The organism is Enterobacter sp. CPE_E1241 (genome assembly GCF_045618265.1).
Taxonomy (GTDB): domain Bacteria; phylum Pseudomonadota; class Gammaproteobacteria; order Enterobacterales; family Enterobacteriaceae; genus Enterobacter; species Enterobacter adelaidei.
This window is the reverse complement of sequence record NZ_JBIWYV010000001.1, coordinates 716,420-733,019: the sequence shown is the minus strand read 5'-3', so window position 1 is coordinate 733,019 and position 16,600 is coordinate 716,420. Positions and strand designations below refer to the sequence as shown.

Annotated in this window: 18 protein-coding genes and 3 tRNA genes; 9 read left to right on the top strand and 12 right to left on the bottom strand. The window is 52.2% G+C overall.

What is annotated here, in order from left to right:
• The first annotated feature begins 81 nt into the window (after positions 1-81).
• Complete coding sequence (locus ACJ9Y9_RS03590; RefSeq protein ID WP_028016595.1) at positions 82-1,629, top strand: YjjI family glycine radical enzyme; 1,548 nt, start codon at positions 82-84, stop codon at positions 1,627-1,629.
• Positions 1,604-2,464 carry a YjjW family glycine radical enzyme activase gene (locus ACJ9Y9_RS03585; protein ID WP_028016594.1) on the top strand — a complete coding sequence of 287 codons (861 nt, stop codon included), beginning with the start codon at positions 1,604-1,606 and terminating at the stop codon, positions 2,462-2,464. The genes ACJ9Y9_RS03590 and ACJ9Y9_RS03585 overlap by 26 nt, the downstream gene beginning before the upstream one ends.
• Here ACJ9Y9_RS03585 and ACJ9Y9_RS03580 read toward each other — a convergent pair.
• The 8 genes from ACJ9Y9_RS03580 to ACJ9Y9_RS03545 all read right to left on the bottom strand — a co-directional run bounded on the left by ACJ9Y9_RS03580 (position 2,459) and on the right by ACJ9Y9_RS03545 (position 8,820).
• Entirely contained in the window at positions 2,459-3,241 is a 783-nt protein-coding gene (locus ACJ9Y9_RS03580) for a TatD family hydrolase (protein WP_028016593.1), read from the bottom strand. The two genes, ACJ9Y9_RS03585 and ACJ9Y9_RS03580, sit on opposite strands and share 6 nt — an antisense overlap.
• Positions 3,238-4,290: a patatin family protein gene (locus ACJ9Y9_RS03575; protein WP_032666763.1), complete on the bottom strand. Its 1,053-nt coding sequence runs from the start codon at positions 4,288-4,290 to the stop codon at positions 3,238-3,240. Before ACJ9Y9_RS03575 ends, ACJ9Y9_RS03580 begins: the two co-directional genes overlap by 4 nt.
• A gap of 119 nt (positions 4,291-4,409) precedes the next feature.
• Positions 4,410-4,571 carry a DUF1328 domain-containing protein gene (locus ACJ9Y9_RS03570; protein WP_032666762.1) on the bottom strand — a complete coding sequence of 54 codons (162 nt, stop codon included), beginning with the start codon at positions 4,569-4,571 and terminating at the stop codon, positions 4,410-4,412.
• A 127-nt stretch (positions 4,572-4,698) separates the two neighbouring features.
• Complete coding sequence (gene osmY / locus ACJ9Y9_RS03565) at positions 4,699-5,316, bottom strand: molecular chaperone OsmY (RefSeq protein WP_028016591.1); 618 nt, start codon at positions 5,314-5,316, stop codon at positions 4,699-4,701.
• Positions 5,317-5,615: 299 nt separating this feature from the next.
• Positions 5,616-7,205: a peptide chain release factor 3 gene (gene prfC, locus ACJ9Y9_RS03560; RefSeq protein WP_028016590.1), complete on the bottom strand. Its 1,590-nt coding sequence runs from the start codon at positions 7,203-7,205 to the stop codon at positions 5,616-5,618.
• A 92-nt stretch (positions 7,206-7,297) separates the two neighbouring features.
• Positions 7,298-7,975 (bottom strand): pyrimidine 5'-nucleotidase, encoded by a 678-nt coding sequence (gene yjjG / locus ACJ9Y9_RS03555; protein WP_028016589.1) that lies wholly within the window; start codon positions 7,973-7,975, stop codon positions 7,298-7,300.
• A gap of 19 nt (positions 7,976-7,994) precedes the next feature.
• A complete protein-coding gene (gene rimI, locus ACJ9Y9_RS03550; RefSeq protein WP_023334424.1) occupies positions 7,995-8,438 on the bottom strand; it encodes a ribosomal protein S18-alanine N-acetyltransferase in 444 nt (147 codons plus the stop codon).
• On the bottom strand, positions 8,407-8,820 hold the full coding sequence (locus ACJ9Y9_RS03545) for a DNA polymerase III subunit psi (RefSeq protein ID WP_028016588.1): 414 nt from the start codon (positions 8,818-8,820) through the stop codon (positions 8,407-8,409). The genes rimI and ACJ9Y9_RS03545 overlap by 32 nt, the downstream gene beginning before the upstream one ends.
• A gap of 102 nt (positions 8,821-8,922) precedes the next feature.
• Between ACJ9Y9_RS03545 and rsmC the strand changes: the two genes are divergently transcribed.
• The 4 genes from rsmC to ACJ9Y9_RS03525 all read left to right on the top strand — a co-directional run bounded on the left by rsmC (position 8,923) and on the right by ACJ9Y9_RS03525 (position 10,444).
• A complete protein-coding gene (gene rsmC, locus ACJ9Y9_RS03540) occupies positions 8,923-9,951 on the top strand; it encodes a 16S rRNA (guanine(1207)-N(2))-methyltransferase RsmC (protein ID WP_028016587.1) in 1,029 nt (342 codons plus the stop codon).
• A 172-nt stretch (positions 9,952-10,123) separates the two neighbouring features.
• Positions 10,124-10,210: transfer RNA gene (locus ACJ9Y9_RS03535), tRNA-Leu, on the top strand.
• Positions 10,211-10,238: 28 nt separating this feature from the next.
• Positions 10,239-10,324 (top strand) — tRNA-Leu (locus ACJ9Y9_RS03530).
• Between the two features lie 33 nt (positions 10,325-10,357).
• A tRNA-Leu gene (locus ACJ9Y9_RS03525) sits at positions 10,358-10,444 on the top strand.
• 39 nt (positions 10,445-10,483) lie between these two features.
• On the opposite strand, the gene ACJ9Y9_RS03520 is transcribed toward ACJ9Y9_RS03525, so the two are convergent.
• Positions 10,484-10,753: a DUF1435 domain-containing protein gene (locus ACJ9Y9_RS03520; RefSeq protein WP_195757725.1), complete on the bottom strand. Its 270-nt coding sequence runs from the start codon at positions 10,751-10,753 to the stop codon at positions 10,484-10,486.
• A 215-nt stretch (positions 10,754-10,968) separates the two neighbouring features.
• Between ACJ9Y9_RS03520 and ACJ9Y9_RS03515 the strand changes: the two genes are divergently transcribed.
• Both ACJ9Y9_RS03515 and fhuF read left to right on the top strand, forming a co-directional pair.
• A complete protein-coding gene (locus ACJ9Y9_RS03515; protein ID WP_028016585.1) occupies positions 10,969-12,033 on the top strand; it encodes a GGDEF domain-containing protein in 1,065 nt (354 codons plus the stop codon).
• A gap of 94 nt (positions 12,034-12,127) precedes the next feature.
• Entirely contained in the window at positions 12,128-12,916 is a 789-nt protein-coding gene (gene fhuF, locus ACJ9Y9_RS03510; protein ID WP_028016584.1) for a siderophore-iron reductase FhuF, read from the top strand.
• Positions 12,917-13,012: 96 nt separating this feature from the next.
• On the opposite strand, the gene ACJ9Y9_RS03505 is transcribed toward fhuF, so the two are convergent.
• A complete protein-coding gene (locus ACJ9Y9_RS03505) occupies positions 13,013-14,359 on the bottom strand; it encodes a PTS sugar transporter subunit IIC (protein ID WP_028016583.1) in 1,347 nt (448 codons plus the stop codon).
• A 328-nt stretch (positions 14,360-14,687) separates the two neighbouring features.
• On the opposite strand from ACJ9Y9_RS03505, the gene ACJ9Y9_RS03500 reads away from it, so the two are divergent.
• A complete protein-coding gene (locus ACJ9Y9_RS03500) occupies positions 14,688-15,146 on the top strand; it encodes a YbaK/EbsC family protein (RefSeq protein ID WP_008502085.1) in 459 nt (152 codons plus the stop codon).
• Positions 15,147-15,182: 36 nt separating this feature from the next.
• Here the strand turns inward: ACJ9Y9_RS03500 and bglJ are convergent, their stop codons facing one another.
• Positions 15,183-15,818 (bottom strand): DNA-binding transcriptional activator BglJ, encoded by a 636-nt coding sequence (bglJ, locus tag ACJ9Y9_RS03495; protein WP_028016582.1) that lies wholly within the window; start codon positions 15,816-15,818, stop codon positions 15,183-15,185.
• Positions 15,815-16,546 (bottom strand): LuxR C-terminal-related transcriptional regulator, encoded by a 732-nt coding sequence (locus ACJ9Y9_RS03490; protein WP_028016581.1) that lies wholly within the window; start codon positions 16,544-16,546, stop codon positions 15,815-15,817. The genes bglJ and ACJ9Y9_RS03490 overlap by 4 nt, the downstream gene beginning before the upstream one ends.
• Positions 16,547-16,600: the final 54 nt, after the last annotated feature.

Genomic DNA, 16,600 nt, shown 5'->3' with positions numbered 1-16,600 from the left:
ACCCCCTGTCGGATCAAAAGCCATAACAGGCTGGCTTCCTACAATCCGTTTATCATCCGCAGAATAAACAAGGAAGCGAACATGTCCCACTCCAGCCCCGACGCCCTGCAACAACGTTGCCAGCACATTGTGACAAGCCCGGTGTTAACCCCGGAACAAAAACGTCATTTCCTGGCGCTGGAAGCGGAAAACAACCTGCCTTATCCGGAACTCCCTCAGGCAGCGAGCGCCGCGCTGGACGAGGGGTTTATCTGCGACATGTTCGAAGGCCATGCGCCTTACAAACCCCGCTATGTTCTGCCGGATTACGCAAAATTTTTGTCCAACGGCTCAGAATGGCTGGAGCTGGAAGGCGCGAAAGACCTGGATGACGCTCTTTCACTACTCACCATTCTTTACCACCATGTGCCATCCGTAACATCCATGCCTGTCTATCTGGGCCATCTCGATGTGTTACTGCAACCGTATGTTAGAATTCTAACACAAGAAGAGGTTGATAGCCGAATAAAACGTTTCTGGCGCTATCTCGACCGAACGCTGCCGGATGCATTTATGCACGCTAACATCGGGCCTGCTGACGGCCCCATCACCCGTGCCATTCTACGTACCGATGCAGAGCTGAAGCAGGTCGCACCGAACCTCACCTTTATCTACGATCCAGATATTACCCCGGACGATTTGCTGCTTGAGGTGGCAAAAAACATCTGTGAGTGCAGCAAACCACATATTTCTAACGGCCCGGAAAATGATAAAATTTTCACAAAAGGCCGTTACGGCGTGGTGAGTTGTTACAACTCCCTGCCGCTTGCGGGCGGTGGCAGCACCCTGGTACGCCTTAACCTCAAAGCCATTGCTGAACGCAGCACTTCCATTGAAGACTTCTTCACCCGCACGCTCCCGCATTACTGCCGGCAGCAAATTGCTATCATCGATTCACGCTGCGATTTCCTGTACGAGCAATCTGGCTTCTTTGAGAATAGCTTCCTGGTAAAAGAGGGACTGATTGATGCCGATCGGTTTGTGCCGATGTTTGGGATGTACGGTCTGGCAGAAGCGGTGAACATACTTTGCGAAAAGGAAAGTATTGCGGGGCGCTACGGTAAAGACGAGCAGGCCAACGCGCTGGGCTACCGCATCAGCGGGCAGCTTGCGGCATTTGTGGAAAACACGCCGGTGAAACACGGCTGGAAGCACCGCGCGATGCTCCACGCGCAGTCGGGGATCAGCTCCGATTCGGGCACCACGCCGGGGGCGCGCCTGCCCTATGGGGATGAACCGGATCCGATCAACCATCTGCTGGCCGTAGCGCCGCATCATAAATACTACCACTCAGGGATCAGCGATATTTTGACCCTGGATGAGACGGTAAAACGCAACCCGCAAGCGGTGGTTCAGCTATGTCTTGGTGCGTTCAGAGCCGGTATGCGTGAATTCACCGCGAACGTAGCCGGTAACGATCTGGTACGCGTGACCGGGTATATGGTGCGCTTGTCAGATCTTGAAAAATACCGTGAAGCCGGATCGCGTACTAATACCACGTGGCTTGGAGAAGAAGCCGCGCGTAACACCCGCATCCTCGAACGTCAGCCGCGCGTGATTAGCCATGAACAGCAGATGCGCTTTAGTTAGTCAGGTTATCCCTTTCTCCTGCGTGGACGGGCCGGGCAGCCGCCTGGCTCTTTTCCTGCAGGGATGTAACCTGCGTTGTAAAACCTGCCACAACCCGTGGACGATCGGCCGCTGCAACGACTGCGGTGACTGCGTGCCCCACTGTCCGCACGACGCGCTGACCATTCATGCCGGGCGCGTCTGGTGGCAGGAGAGTGACTGCCAGCAGTGCGACACCTGCCTCCGCCAGTGCCAGCAGCAGGCAACGCCCATGGCGCATCGCTTTAGCGTGGAGGAGATCCTCGCGCAAATCCGCAGAGCTGCGCCATTTATTGAGGGTATTACGGTGAGTGGCGGTGAGGCTACCACGCAACTTCCTTTTCTGATCGCGCTTTTCACGGCGATCAAAACGGATCCCACACTGGGTCATCTAAGCTGCCTGGTGGACAGCAATGGCCTGTTAAGTGAAACCGGCTGGCAGAAACTCCTGCCGGTGCTGGATGGCGCGATGCTGGATCTAAAAGCATGGGGAAATGAGCATCACCGTTTCCTGACCGGACGCGAAAACCCACAGATTAAACAAAGCATTCGCTGGCTGGCGGATCGTCACCGTTTGACGGAGCTGCGCTTACTGGTCATCCCGGATCGGTGCGATTATCTGGAACAGATCAAACCGCTGACGACATTTATCCACGGGCTTGGAAACGTCCCGGTGCGAATCAACGCGTTTCATGCGCAGGGGGTTTATGGCGAAGCGGCGTCATGGCGCAGCGCTACACCGGAAGACGTTGAGCCGCTGGCGCTCGCGCTGGAAAAACAGAAGATAACCGTGATCCGTCCGGCGCTTTACCTATAGCGTAATGCCAAATACCGAACGGGTATTCTCAAGCAGCGCATCGGCAATCACCTCTTCAGGCTCCTTTCGCAGTTCACACAGGGTGGTAAACACGCGCGCCGCTTGTTCCGGGCGATTCGGCTGGCCCTGAAAACCATTCAGCGGCATATCCGGCGCGTCGGTTTCCAGCAGAAGCGCCGACAGCGGCAGCTGTGCCATTACGTCCCGGGTTTTACTGGCACGCGGATAAGTGATGGTGCCACCCACGCCAATTTTATAGCCCAGTTCGGTAAAACGCTGCGCCTGCTGCAGGCTGCCGGAGAAACCGTGTACGACACCTCTCCGTGGTAGGTCGATGCGTTTCAGGTGCATCGCCAGCTTATCGTGCGTGCGTCTTGAGTGGAGGATCACGGGCAGATCGTAACGCTTGGCCAGCCTGAGCTGCGCATCAAGGATCGTCTGCTGGCGCTCAAACTGCGGATCTTCACGGTAAAGATCGAGGCCGATCTCACCGATGGCGACAAGTTTGTCTCCTGCGGTCTGCAGTACCTCATCAAGCCTCTCAATATGCTCATCAAGATGTCGCTCAATGACAATCGGATGGAGGCCGAGCGCGGCATAGAGCGCGGGATGTCGTGTGGCAAGCTCCAACACACGGGAAAAGTAAGCAGCTTCGACTGACGGCACAATGATGGCCTGAACGCCTGCTTCGGCAGCTTTCGCAATACTTTGCTCTTCATCCCCCGTAAACGGTGGAAAATCAAAGTGGCAGTGGGTATCGACAAAGCAGTGCGTCACGCCAGATCCTCGTTATCCAATAGAGCGTCATTCGCCTGCGGAATATCCACCAGCGGCATCGTCAGAGCATCGTTAGCGACAATCGCAGGCGGCATAATAATACGTTTATGCCGATGTAGCGGTGGTTGCTCCGCCAGCATTTTCCCCACTGTCGCCAGGAAGTAACGGCCGCACAGCCGGCCCGTTTTATAATCTGCACGCAACGCCGGGACGCGGCTGCCCAGCGCCATACTGACCAGCGGCTTAGGTGGATAGATTTCAAAAATACGCAGTTTTCCCGGCGGTTTTTCAATGAAACGCTGCATCGCGCCGTAGGTGGTTTCATGCTGTTTAGCGATGTTCACCAGCGGTTGCAGGCTGCTGTCGCCTAACCAGCGCTCCATGCGTTTAAACCACTGCGGGGTGTAGTACATTTGCGACGGTACGGTACGGATCACCACAATAGTTTTCGCTCCGCGCCGGGCAGCTTCCTGTACTGGCACTGCGTCACTGATCCCCCCATCCAGATAACTGATGCCATCCAGCTGCGCACCGGTACGATAAAAACCGGGAATGGCACTCGAGGCACGAATGATATCCAGCCAGTTCTCCTTCTGCGGAGAGAAATACCCCGGTGAATAATCATCTCCCCGGCTGGCACACATCCAGAATTCTTTCCCGCCATCAAACAGGCGCGCTGCAGTGTCCATAGCCAGCGGCATCTGGCTGGAGGTGGATTCCAGCAACCAGTCGAGATCGATCAGATTGCCGCCACGCACAAAGCGTACCGGATTAAAAAATTCTTTCGCCGTGGTATAGCGCATAATCACTTTTCGCGCATAACCAGGCTGGTTACAGACATAGGCAGACAGGTTCTGTGCCCCGGCTGAGGTGCCGAAGTAAAGGTCAAACGGGTTGAACTGCGCGCGCATAAATTCATCCAGCACGCCCGCAGTGAAAATGCCACGCTGCCCACCCCCCTCACAGACCAGCGCGAGCTGGCCTGCACGAAACGGCTTTAACGTTAGCGGCGCGATATTGCCGAGCGTAACGGGAATTCGTTGCCCCACCTCTGCCTTCCTGTTCTGGTTATTCTGTAACAACACAGTAACGCACACGACCTGCAACGCAAATAAGAAAAAGCCAGTCGCAGTGACTGGCTTTTTTTGTTGAAGGAATATTGCGTTTGCTACGGACGTCGACGTCCGGTAAACAGGCTGACCAGGAACAGAATAATACCGACGACAAAGACAACTTTTGCTGCCCATGCCGCAGTACCCGCCAGTCCACCAAAGCCCAATGCGGCGGCAATTAACGCGATAACCAGAAATATAATGCCCCAACGAAACATAAGCCTCTCCTTTACCATAGTTAATGTCGGCCGCTAAACGTGAGCGCTCAGGTCACTCACCGGCGTTTTCCAGAGTCGTTCTTATTTTCGCCCGCTGGTTTTAGCCAGACGGGCGAATGGTCCAGATTTACTTCGTTTTCAGATCGTTTTTAACGCTTTTCACGCCATCAATCGCTTTCGCGATGGACTCGGCACGTTCACTTTGTGCCTGCGAATCTACCGTACCGGAGAGCTGAACCACACCATCGGTGGTTTCCACTTTCACCTTACGGGACGGCACAATGTCATCTGCTAAAAGTTTAGCTTTGATTTCGCTAGTGGTGGCTGCATCACCGGCATAACCTTTCACCGACGCGTTTTTGCTGTCACGTACGTGCAGCTTATCGCTGACGGACGCAACGCCTTCGACGCCTTTCGCCACTTTCACCGCCTGTTCGGCCTGAGCCTGGCTTTCAACAAAGCCACTCAGCGTGACCACTTTCTTGTCGGTCTTAACGGATATATCGGTGCTCTTAATGGCTTCATCATCCACCAGTGCGGCTTTCACTTTTGCTGTGATTGAGCTGTCATCCATGAAATTGCCGACTTTATTCATAGAGCTATCGATTTTTTGCCCTGCGGTATCGGCCGTGGACTGTGCTTTATCCATGGTGCTGCTTTCCGCCAGAGCGGAACCGCTCACCAGAACGCTACCCAGGGTTACAGCCAGAAGAGTTTTCGAAATCTTCAGTCTTGTCATATTCATCGATCTATTCCTGTGTTTACCCGTTATTCGGGCTACATACTTCCTTAGTAGTTTTATATATTGCGAATAAACGCACGGGCAAAATGGATAACCTAAAGTCATGCATTGAACAGTTAATTTATCCAAGCCCGGCGTTAAACACTGAGTTAAATATAGATCACTCTCACAGAGCCGCTTTCAGAATTGGGTAAAAAACGCGCGAATAGCGAGAAATTGCGTTGAATTAAGAACATTCCGCAAGGGATTAATAAGACAGGAATTAAAGAAGAGCACGGCGGCAGCCGTGCTCTGAGAGGGGATTAGTGTTCGCGGGTTTTGCGGAACTGAACATCAGGATAGCGTTCCTGAGTCAGGTTCAGGTTAACCATGGTTGGGGCGATGTACGTCAGGTTATCGCCACCATCGAGCGCCAGCTGAATTTCGTTCTTACGCTTAAATTCTTCGAATTTCTTCACGTCAGAACACTCAACCCAGCGCGCGGTCGCCACGTTCACCGATTCGTAAATCGCTTCCACGTTGTATTCGCTCTTAAGACGAGCCACCACCACGTCAAACTGCAACACCCCCACCGCGCCAACGATCAGATCGTTGTTTGCGATTGGGCGGAACACCTGTACCGCGCCCTCTTCGGAAAGCTGTACCAGGCCTTTCAGCAGCTGTTTCTGTTTCAGCGGATCGCGCAGACGAATACGGCGGAACAGCTCCGGTGCGAAGTTCGGGATACCGGTGAACTTCATCATTTCGCCCTGGGTGAAGGTATCACCGATCTGGATGGTGCCATGGTTGTGGAGACCGATGATGTCGCCCGGGTACGCCTCTTCAACGTGCGAACGGTCGCCCGCCATAAAGGTCAGCGCATCGGAGATCACCACGTCTTTACCGATACGCACCTGGCGCAGCTTCATGCCCTTTTCATATTTACCGGACACTACGCGCATAAAGGCCACGCGGTCGCGGTGTTTCGGGTCCATGTTGGCCTGAATTTTAAATACGAAACCGGTGAACTTCTCTTCCTGCGCTTCCACTTCACGGGTGTCGGTTTTACGTGGCATCGGCTGCGGCGCCCACTCCACCAGACCGTCAAGCATGTGGTCAACGCCGAAGTTACCCAGCGCGGTACCAAAGAATACCGGCGTGATTTCACCGCTCAGGAACAGCTCTTTGTCGAACTCGTGAGACGCACCTTTCACCAGCTCCAGCTCGTCGCGCAGCTGTGCGGCCAACTCTTCACCTACCGCCGTATCCAGATCCGGGTTATCCAGACCTTTCACGATGCGCACTTCCTGGATAGTGTGGCCTTTACCGGTCTGATACAGGTAAGTTTCGTCTTTATAAAGGTGGTAAACACCTTTGAACAACTTGCCACAGCCGATTGGCCAGGTGATTGGTGCACAGGCGATTTTCAGCTCGTTTTCCACTTCATCCATCAGCTCCATCGGATCACGGATGTCACGGTCGAGTTTGTTCATGAAGGTGAGGATCGGCGTATCGCGCAGACGGGTCACTTCCATCAGCTTACGGGTCCTGTCTTCTACACCTTTTGCGGCGTCGATCACCATCAGACAGCAGTCAACCGCCGTCAGCGTACGGTAGGTATCTTCGGAGAAGTCTTCGTGCCCCGGGGTGTCCAGCAGGTTCACCAGGCAGTTGTGATACGGGAACTGCATCACGGAGGTGGTAATCGAAATACCACGCTGCTTTTCCATCTCCATCCAGTCGGATTTCGCATGCTGGCTGGAACCACGGCCTTTAACCGTACCGGCAGTCTGAATCGCCTGTCCGAATAGCAGCACCTTTTCGGTGATGGTCGTTTTACCGGCATCCGGGTGCGAGATAATGGCAAAAGTGCGGCGCTTGGCCACCTCTTGCAGATAAGGAGACAACGTCATAATCAAATCTTCTTATATAAGCGCGGCAGCACGCCGCGCATCATGGAATACGAAAAATGCGGCTATTTTACCCATCAATGGGGGGCAGGCAATCATTGTTTACACAGGAGTTGCTCCAGTTCGTTCAACGACGTCACGGTCCAGGTCGGCTCGATGCCTTCAGGCTTCACGCGACCGTGCGCATTCAGCCAGACGGTCGACAAGCCCGAGTTCATGCCACCCAGAATATCCGACTCAGCGGTGTCACCTACCATCAGTACCCGTTCGCGGTCAGGATTGCCTGCCTGCGCCAGCGCGTAATCAAAAATACGCGGATCGGGTTTTGGTACGCCCACTTCTTCTGAAATCACCAGCGCATCGAAATGATCGCGCAGGCCGGTACGTTCAAGACGGATTTGCTGTAATGCGGTAAACCCGTTGGTAATGATGCCCAGTTTCGCCTTGCCTTTCAGAGAATCAAGCAGGGAAACCGCACCCGGCAGCGGCGCGCAGATATCGGCCATCGCATTCAGGAAGGCATCGTTCAGCGTCCCCGGACTCACCTTTAAACGTTCCGCCCAGACGTCAAAACGCTGATGCTGAAGTTGTAACGCGGTGATGGCACCGTTCTGGTAATCCACCCACAGCGGTTTATTCACCGCCTGATAGTCCTGAAAATCCTCAGCGGTGAAGGTTACGCTATAGTCGAGAAACATCCGCTGTAGACCACCGAACGCGTCGAACGTAAACAGCGTTTCGTCGGCATCAAAGAAAATCCAGTCCCATTTCATCGTTACAACCTTATTTTCGTTATCCAATCGGCAGAGCCATTATGATGGCGTCTTCACGTCCCTCTGCGGTGGGGTAGTAGTTACGGCGGATTGTCGCCTCATTAAAGCCTAAGCTTTCATAGAGCGCGATGGCGGCGACGTTCGATGCGCGCACTTCCAGCCACAGGGTGAAAACGTCACGGGTTTCGAGCTCACGGATGAGGTGCTCAAGCAGTTCTCTTCCCAGCCCACGACGCTGAAACGCAGGATCAACCGCGATATTAAACAGCGTCGCTTCATCAAGAACAACCTGCGTAATCGCGAAGGCGGCCATGGTGCCGTCAACGTCCAGGCGGTAATTCAGATACCGCTCGCCCTGATTGCTGGCGAAGGTTTTTTCGCTCCACGGAAACGCGTGGGCGCGTGTTTCAATCGCAAACGCTGTGGTCAGGTCAGGCGTCGTGAGGGAAGAAATCGTGTTCATATTCGCAGATTTGTTGCCATAGCGCGCTGCGCGCTTTTGGGTTGGCTTTCAGTTCGTCCAGCGCTGGCGTGCAGATCTGGCTCCCCTGTAGGGGGATTTCGTTTGTCTCTCCGATACGCCAGCTGTTACAGCGGCTATCAGGAGGAAGCATCGCGACCCGTTCTGGCGTCAGCTGTAAAACCTGGTCGGCCGTCAGCTTCAGGCTGCGAAGGACATCACCGATCAGGGGTTCGTTCAGGGCAGGCAGTTCTTCCGCCACCATCACCAGGCGAACGTGCGCCGGGATGGAGATGGCGATTTCGCCCTGCAACGCCGTCGGGCGACGCAAAGCCCACTGGGTGATGCCCAGTTGCTGCAACTGCCAGTCTCGTCGGGATGTCATAGGGAAAACTCCTGTCTCTCAGGCGCGCAAATATAGCAAATGTGTCGAAAGTGCGCCATCTACCTACTATAATCCCCGCCTGAGTTTATTGAGGAACAATTCATGTCTGCATTTACCCCGGCAAGTGAAGTCTTGCTGCGTCACAGTGATGATTTCGAAGAAAGCCGTATTCTGTTTGCCGGAGATATGCAGGATGACCTGCCCGCACGTTTCGAATGTGCTGAAAGCCGTGCCCACACCCAATATTATCACCACTGGCAGGTCCTGAGCCGCCAGATGGGCGAGCGCGCGCGCTTTAGCCTGGTGGCGGAGCAGAGCGATATCGCCGACTGCGATACGCTGATTTACTACTGGCCGAAGAATAAACCGGAAGCCCAGTTCCAGCTGATGAACCTGCTCTCCCTGCTGCCGGTCGGCTGCGATATTTTTGTGGTGGGTGAGAACCGCAGCGGCGTGCGTAGCGCTGAACAGATGTTGGAAGGCTACGCGCCGCTGAATAAAGTCGACAGCGCTCGCCGCTGTGGTCTGTACCATGGCCGTCTGGAAAAACAGACTTCGTTTGATGCACAAGCTTACTGGGACGAGTACCAGCTTGACGGTCTGACCATCAAAACCCTGCCGGGCGTGTTCAGCCGTGACGCGCTGGATACGGGTAGCAAACTGCTGCTCTCCACCCTGACGCCGCACACCAAAGGCAAAGTGCTGGACGTGGGCTGTGGCGCGGGGGTACTTTCAACAGTTCTTGCCAGCCATTCGCCAAAAGTGCGTTTAACCCTGTGTGATGTGAGCGCGCCAGCGGTAGAAGCCAGTCGCGCAACGCTTGCCGCAAACGGAATCGAAGGCGAAGTGATTGCCAGTAACGTCTTCTCCGACATTACGGGTCGTTTCGACATGATTATCTCCAACCCGCCGTTCCATGATGGCATGGAGACCAGCCTTGAAGCCGCGCAAACGCTGATCCGTGGCGCAGTTCGTCACCTTAACAGCGGTGGAGAGCTGCGCATCGTGGCTAACGCCTTCCTGGCGTACCCGAAAGTGCTGGACGAAACCTTCGGCTTCCATGAAGTGATCGCTCAGACCGGTCGCTTTAAGGTTTACCGCACCGTGATGACGCGTCAGGCCAAAAAATAATCTCTAATCCTGTAGGCCGGAGAAGCGCAAGCGCTATCCGGCTCCACATGGCATCACCATCGGCCATTTTTCCAGCAATCAAGGTGTCGCGCGCACTTTTCTGTTGACGTAAAGCTGAAAACATCTAGAATGCGCCTCCGTGGTTACGATACTTTTACAGTATCGATGGTATGCGAAGGTGGCGGAATTGGTAGACGCGCTAGCTTCAGGTGTTAGTGTCCTTACGGATGTGGGGGTTCGAGTCCCCCCCCTCGCACCATAAATCACGTTGATATTGCTCGCACTGGGCGAAGGTGGCGGAATTGGTAGACGCGCTAGCTTCAGGTGTTAGTGTCCTTAGGATGTGGGGGTTCGAGTCCCCCCCCTCGCACCAACGAGGCGATATCAAAAATAGTAAGATGACTGTGCGAAGGTGGCGGAATTGGTAGACGCGCTAGCTTCAGGTGTTAGTGTCCTTACGGATGTGGGGGTTCGAGTCCCCCCCCTCGCACCAATTATCTTACAGCCCTTCTGAAGTTCTTCTTTTTTTCTGTTATTTCAAACTCATCAGTATCACCAGAATTCCACTAACCAGTGCAACGCACGATGGCAGTAGAACAAAGTGGCGTAACTGCTTATGCCATATCATTCCTGACGTGACTAATAATCCTGACACAATGATGGCTTTCCAGACATTGATGGAGAGATCGGCAAACATCAAACCGCCGAGAATCACTCCCGGCAGTAATACACCCCAACCACTTCCCAGCGCCCTGTTCAACATGACTCGCCCTCTCAAAGCGATAATGATAACCAGTATCATATGAAATAAATTATCATTTGTCAGCATAGCGAATCAAAAACCATCGACCTTTACCTTTCCCATAATGACAGGAATTGCCTAAGGTGATAAATTGCACACCTGTTAACTACACCTAAAGATTTTCTGATAATTATTCTTTGAGTTTTTTACTTTTTTAATTGCGACACCACACCTATTTATTTGTTTTAATTAAATTTTAATAAAAACGTACTACTATGACATCACAATCCTGGCGGTCTTTGGTTCACAGAAAATATCAATTATCGTTACGTTTATTTTTATTCCTGAACGCAACATCAGCCGTGTTCTCGGTAACAAATCCACTTAATTCTGTGCGCGTGTTCTCTTTCCCTCTGATTGCTATTTTCTCCATCAGCACTGGCCTGCTCGCCTGGCACTGGAAGAAGAGGACACGGAAGATCAATATTCCTGTTATTTCAGGGATTTTCGGTATTTTGTGGGCCTGGCAAATTGTCTCAAAATTTTCACTAATTACTCACGACCATATGACGTATTTGATAATAGCGCTATTAACGGTGCTTTTTATCGGTACGCTGGCATTTGCCAGTAATATTGTGGCATTCATACTGCACTCATTACCCACCTTTATTGTCTGCCTGTGGTTAGGTAACCACGATATATGGCTGAGAATAGCCTATTCTTTCGCACTTCCTGTGGTGGCAATTGCTATTCATAACATTTTGCAAAGACGTAACGATCGCTTTGCTCAGGAGCTGCTCTCTCGCTTACTGGAAGAACGGGAAACCCTCACCGATCTCAGCATGATGGATCCCCTTACCGGACTCTATAATCGTCGCGGCCTGCAAAGCCGTCTGGAGAACTTGCCAGCGGTTGAAAACGGCGAACACTTTGTCCTGCTGATGGATATCGACCACTTCAAGGCCTATAACGACCACTACGGCCATATGATGGGCGATCAGGCATTGAAACGCGTCTCTGCAGCAATTCGCGACGCCGTGCGTTCTCGCGATATTGTGGCGCGTTTTGGCGGGGAGGAGTTTATGGTGCTGCTGACCAATATTTCACTTGAACATGCCCGCCAGACGGCAGAGCGGATCCGTCAGAAAGTCTACGATTTGAAAATCCCGCATCTGTTCAACGAAAGCGTTGCGACAAATGTCACCATCAGCATTGGTATTGCTATTTTCGAGGATGAAGACGTGGAAGGCGCGCTGGAAAAAGCGGACAAAGCTCTCTACGAAGCCAAGCATATGGGACGCAATAATATTCTGCTTAGTGAAGGCCTTCAGTCGGCTTAAGCACGAGGTCGTTTAACCAGGACAAAAGTCTTGCCATTGGTTTGAGCAATAGTTAGGATTGGCAATCATTATCATTTAGATTTCTATCCATACTATGGCCACTCAGACCGCACACATTGCTGAACCACTCCTCTGGCGAGCCCCCCTCGCCAGCGGGAATGCTTCGCTTGCGGATGCCATACGGGATAAGATTGCGAAAACTCGTGCTCATCTGCTGGACTTTATCCGGCTTGATGAAGCGCACCCGCAGCACGCCATGACGCTTGCTGAGTGGCGGCAACCAGCCCAACTGCAATCATTGCTGGCCACCTATTCCGACCATATCTATCGTCATCAACCCACCCTTAAGCGGGAAAATAAACCCCTGCTCTCTCTCTGGGCGCAGTGGTATATCGGGCTGATGGTGCCCCCCCTCATGCTGGCGCTGTTAACGCAAAAGAGCATGCTGGGGCTCTCGCCGGATAATTTCCATGTCGAGTTTCACGAAACCGGGCGTGCAGCCTGTTTCTGGATTGATCTCCACGAAGACCAGGCCGCAGAGCCACTTTCTGCTCAGGCGCGTATGGAGCAGCTTATCACTCAGGCTCTGATTCCGGTGGTTAATGCCCTTGAAGAGACGGGTGAGATTAACGGGAAACTTATCTGGAATAATACCGGGTATTTAATCCACTGGTATTTAACGGAAATGAAGCCTCTGCTTGGTGATGAGATCGTTGATGGCCTGCGTCAGTCCTGTTTCTTTGCAAAACAACTTTCTGATGGCAGTGAAAACCCGTTATTCCGTTCCGTAGTTCTCCGTGACGGACTTCTGGTTCGTCGCACCTGCTGCCAGCGCTATCGCCTGCCGGACGTTAAGCAGTGCGGGGATTGCACGCTGAAATAGTGCACTGAATTGCCCGGTGGCGCTTCGCTTACCGGGCCTACAAAAACCTCAACCCGTAGGCCGGGTAAGGCGTAGCCGCCACCCGGCACAACGCTTTTAAGCCACCTGCTGATTTTCCTCTTCCGCGTTACGCTGCGCTTCCTCGGCTTCCTGCTCCAGCAGCTGCTTCTCGTAAACTTTGAAGAATGGGAAGTAAATTATTGCTGATACGCAGGCCAGAACAACGACCAGAATGGCTGCGCGGAAATCCCAGCCAAGGGCCCATGCGGCGCCAATCGGAGCGGGTGCCGTCCAGGGCACGACTGAAATGACACGGCCAATCAGATCAAATGACATCGCCGCCCAGGCCAGCACGGCATTCACCATGGGTGCCAACAGGAACGGAATAAAGAACACTGGGTTCATCACAATCGGCGTACCGAAAATGACAGGTTCGTTAATGTTAAAGAAGCTTGGTACCACGCTCAAACGCCCAATAGAGCGTAAATGTGCTGAACGACTGCGCAGATAGCAAATCACCAGCCCCATTGTGGCTCCTGACCCACCAATCACGATAAAGAACGTCCAGAATGCTTCCATAAAAATATGCGGCAGAGGCTGACTGGCAGCCAGCGCAGTCTGGTTAGCCCCCAGGTTAGTCAACCAGAACATCTGTAACATCCCGGAGACAATGGCGGCTCCGTGGATCCCGGCGAACCAGAGCAAATGACCAATCAACACAGCTAACAGAATCGCAGGCAGCGAGTCCGCAGCAGAAACCAAAGGCTTAAAGACTGACATAATCGCCTGCGGGATCAGCATGTCAAACTGAGACTGAATAATCAGGCTCAGCGGATAGAGCGTCAACACCACAACCAGCACCGGGATCAGCAGGTCGAAAGAGTTTTTGATCATCGGGGGAACCTGGTCTGGCAGGCGAATACCAATGTTATGCGCTTTAAGGAAACGCATCATCTCAACGCAGTAAATAGCCACCAGAATCGCGGTAAAGATGCCCGTCCCTCCCAGGCTGTCCACAGGAAGTGTGCCTTTGGTTTTAGGTGCTGCGACCAGGAGAAACGCCATCAGCGACAGCATGGCGCACATAAATGGGTCTAACTGATGCGATTTGACATAGTGTTTGCCAAGGTTATAGGCAATGGCCGCACAGATATAAATGGACATAATACCCATTGTCATATCAAACGGCGTCAGGATCTGGCCTTCAAATTGCTTCGCCATATCCAACCAGGCGCGCGCAAAACCCCAGGTGGTATCAGGCGAAAACGGTGGGTAAGCGAACACTAACAAAAATGAGCCCACAATCATAAATGGCATCGCGGAGATGAATCCATCACGGATAGCCATGACATGACGCTGGGAAGAGATGCGCCCGGCAATTGGGCTAACGTAATTTTCAACAAAACGGAATATCAGGTTAAACGCAGCATGGTTGGCAGACATGGCAGATCTCCTGTCAGACGTTTGTTACGGGCACATTCGTGCCACACGTTGTTCCATAAATCAGCTTCACAACCTTGCTGGCTTGTGTACCAGCGGTACTGCTCAGACTAAATGGTTTCATAATTTGCTCTTATTATTGGATACAGGGAACGTTACGTACTCAGTATTAATCTACGCACCACGCTCTGCAACCGGTTACTGTAACCGGTTTCTGTGATTGTGAAGATGATCCAGAAATCAGCTATATGGGGTATTTGTTACTTAAGAGATATTTACAGAGCATAAATTCTTATGACAGATTACGCAGGATATTTGTCAGGAGGAAACAATGAGTTTGCAGTCTGTACAGCAGTTTTTTGCCGACAACGCTCCGGATATAGACGTTATTGAATTGAGTCAGAGTACCGCTACCGTTGCACTCGCTGCAGCCGCCCATCGCGTTGAGCCGGGACAAATTGCTAAAACCCTGTCATTGAAGGTGAAAAACGAGGTGATTCTGGTGGTAGCGAAAGGCGATGCGCGCCTGGATAACAAAAAGCTAAAAGACACCTTTGGTGCAAAAGCACGCATGCTCAGCAGTGATGAAGTAGTGACCATAACAGGTCATCCTGTTGGTGGTGTTTGTCCGTTCGGGCTGGAAAACCCGCTTGCGGTTTACTGCGATATTTCCTTAAAGCAGTACGCTGAAGTACTCCCTGCCGCTGGCGCGATCCACAGTGCCGTACGTATTTCACCTGACAGGATGGCAGAGCTAACATCTGCAAAATGGGTTGATGTATGCATCTGATTGATGCGCCAGAGAGTATCTGGCGCACAAGGCAGGTTATAAAAATGTGGGTTTGCTGAGTGCATGATTAAGCGGTTCTCGTGCCGGGAGATGCGTAAGAATATCCGCTGCATCAAGCAGCCCTACGTCAGAACTCACTCCCAACTTCACCATCGCATTAAACTTATGTGCCCGGATAGTTTTAATATTGCGTTCAAGCTGTGCGGCGATTTCGGGAATGGAATACCCGCAAGACATATAACGCAAAATGGCCCGCTCCGTGGGGCTTAACATCCTGTTTTGACTCCGATACCAGTGGTTCAGCATATTGTCATTGATGCGCAGCGTTTCACCCAACAACACCACGAGCTCCTTCTGCAAGTGCTCAAGTGTTAAGGATTTACTGACCACTCCGTGAAGACGTGAAGGTGATAGATGGCTAATTAACCGTGCTTCCATCTCATCAGACGCCAGAATAATGCGTTGAATATGGCTATGGGTAAATGCGAGATCCCGCACGTGCGCCAGGCAATTACGACGCTCTTCTCGCGCATCGGAAAGTGAATAGATCAGCGAGAAAAAATTGGTCTGATGAAGTGCCTTCTTAAAGCCCTCAAATCCACTAAATAAGTGCAACTGATAATGGTTAAGGGTGGGCATAGCAAAAAGATGCTGTAGCCCAACAGCACTCATTGAACAATTTTCGATAATGGCGATGTGTCTTGTTGAATCGGTTTTTTCCATTCCTCGAACTCTCCATAGGCTGAGATTAAACTCAGCTCTCTCATTCCCTGTGTACTACTGATCCAGGCATACATATCGGCGTTAGACCGCAACGACAGCCGTCGCATCGCACTGTTTTTCTGCGCACTTATCGTTTTATTGCTCTTCTTGAGCAAGGTGGCAATTTGATTAATCCCCCATCCCTTACCTAACAAACGTAATACTTTGCGTTCAGAGTGCGTGAGCGCAATAACGTGTTCATCTTCAACACTCTGAGGTTCTGGTATTAATAACGTCTGGCTTATCCGTTCAGCACGCTCACTCCCGGCCCGGATGGCATTAATCACGCCGTCGATGGGTTCCATATCGGAAAGCAGCGTGCTTTCTGGTCGCATAAGCAACTCAACCGCTATCGGGTACAGCGGTCGGGAGACTAAGAAGATCCAGTGTATTTCACGGTATTGGTTCAATAAGCTGTAGTACTCTTCGAGCGAGCCCCGGGGGTTTCTGTATTCACCTGAAATATCGGCAATAATTACATCTGCACTGCGTAACTGAAGCAGCGTTAGCTCCTGCAGTGAGCGGCAAAAGGTCAATTCAAAATCGGGGAAGTGACGTGCCATAACGCCTGCAAACCCTTTTTGCATCACGGGTATCCGGCTTATGACTACGCAATGTTTACCATGTAATGACAACATAGACCCTCCGTGTCCATTTTTCATTTGATGAGTAACGTTAATACGCATCAACGT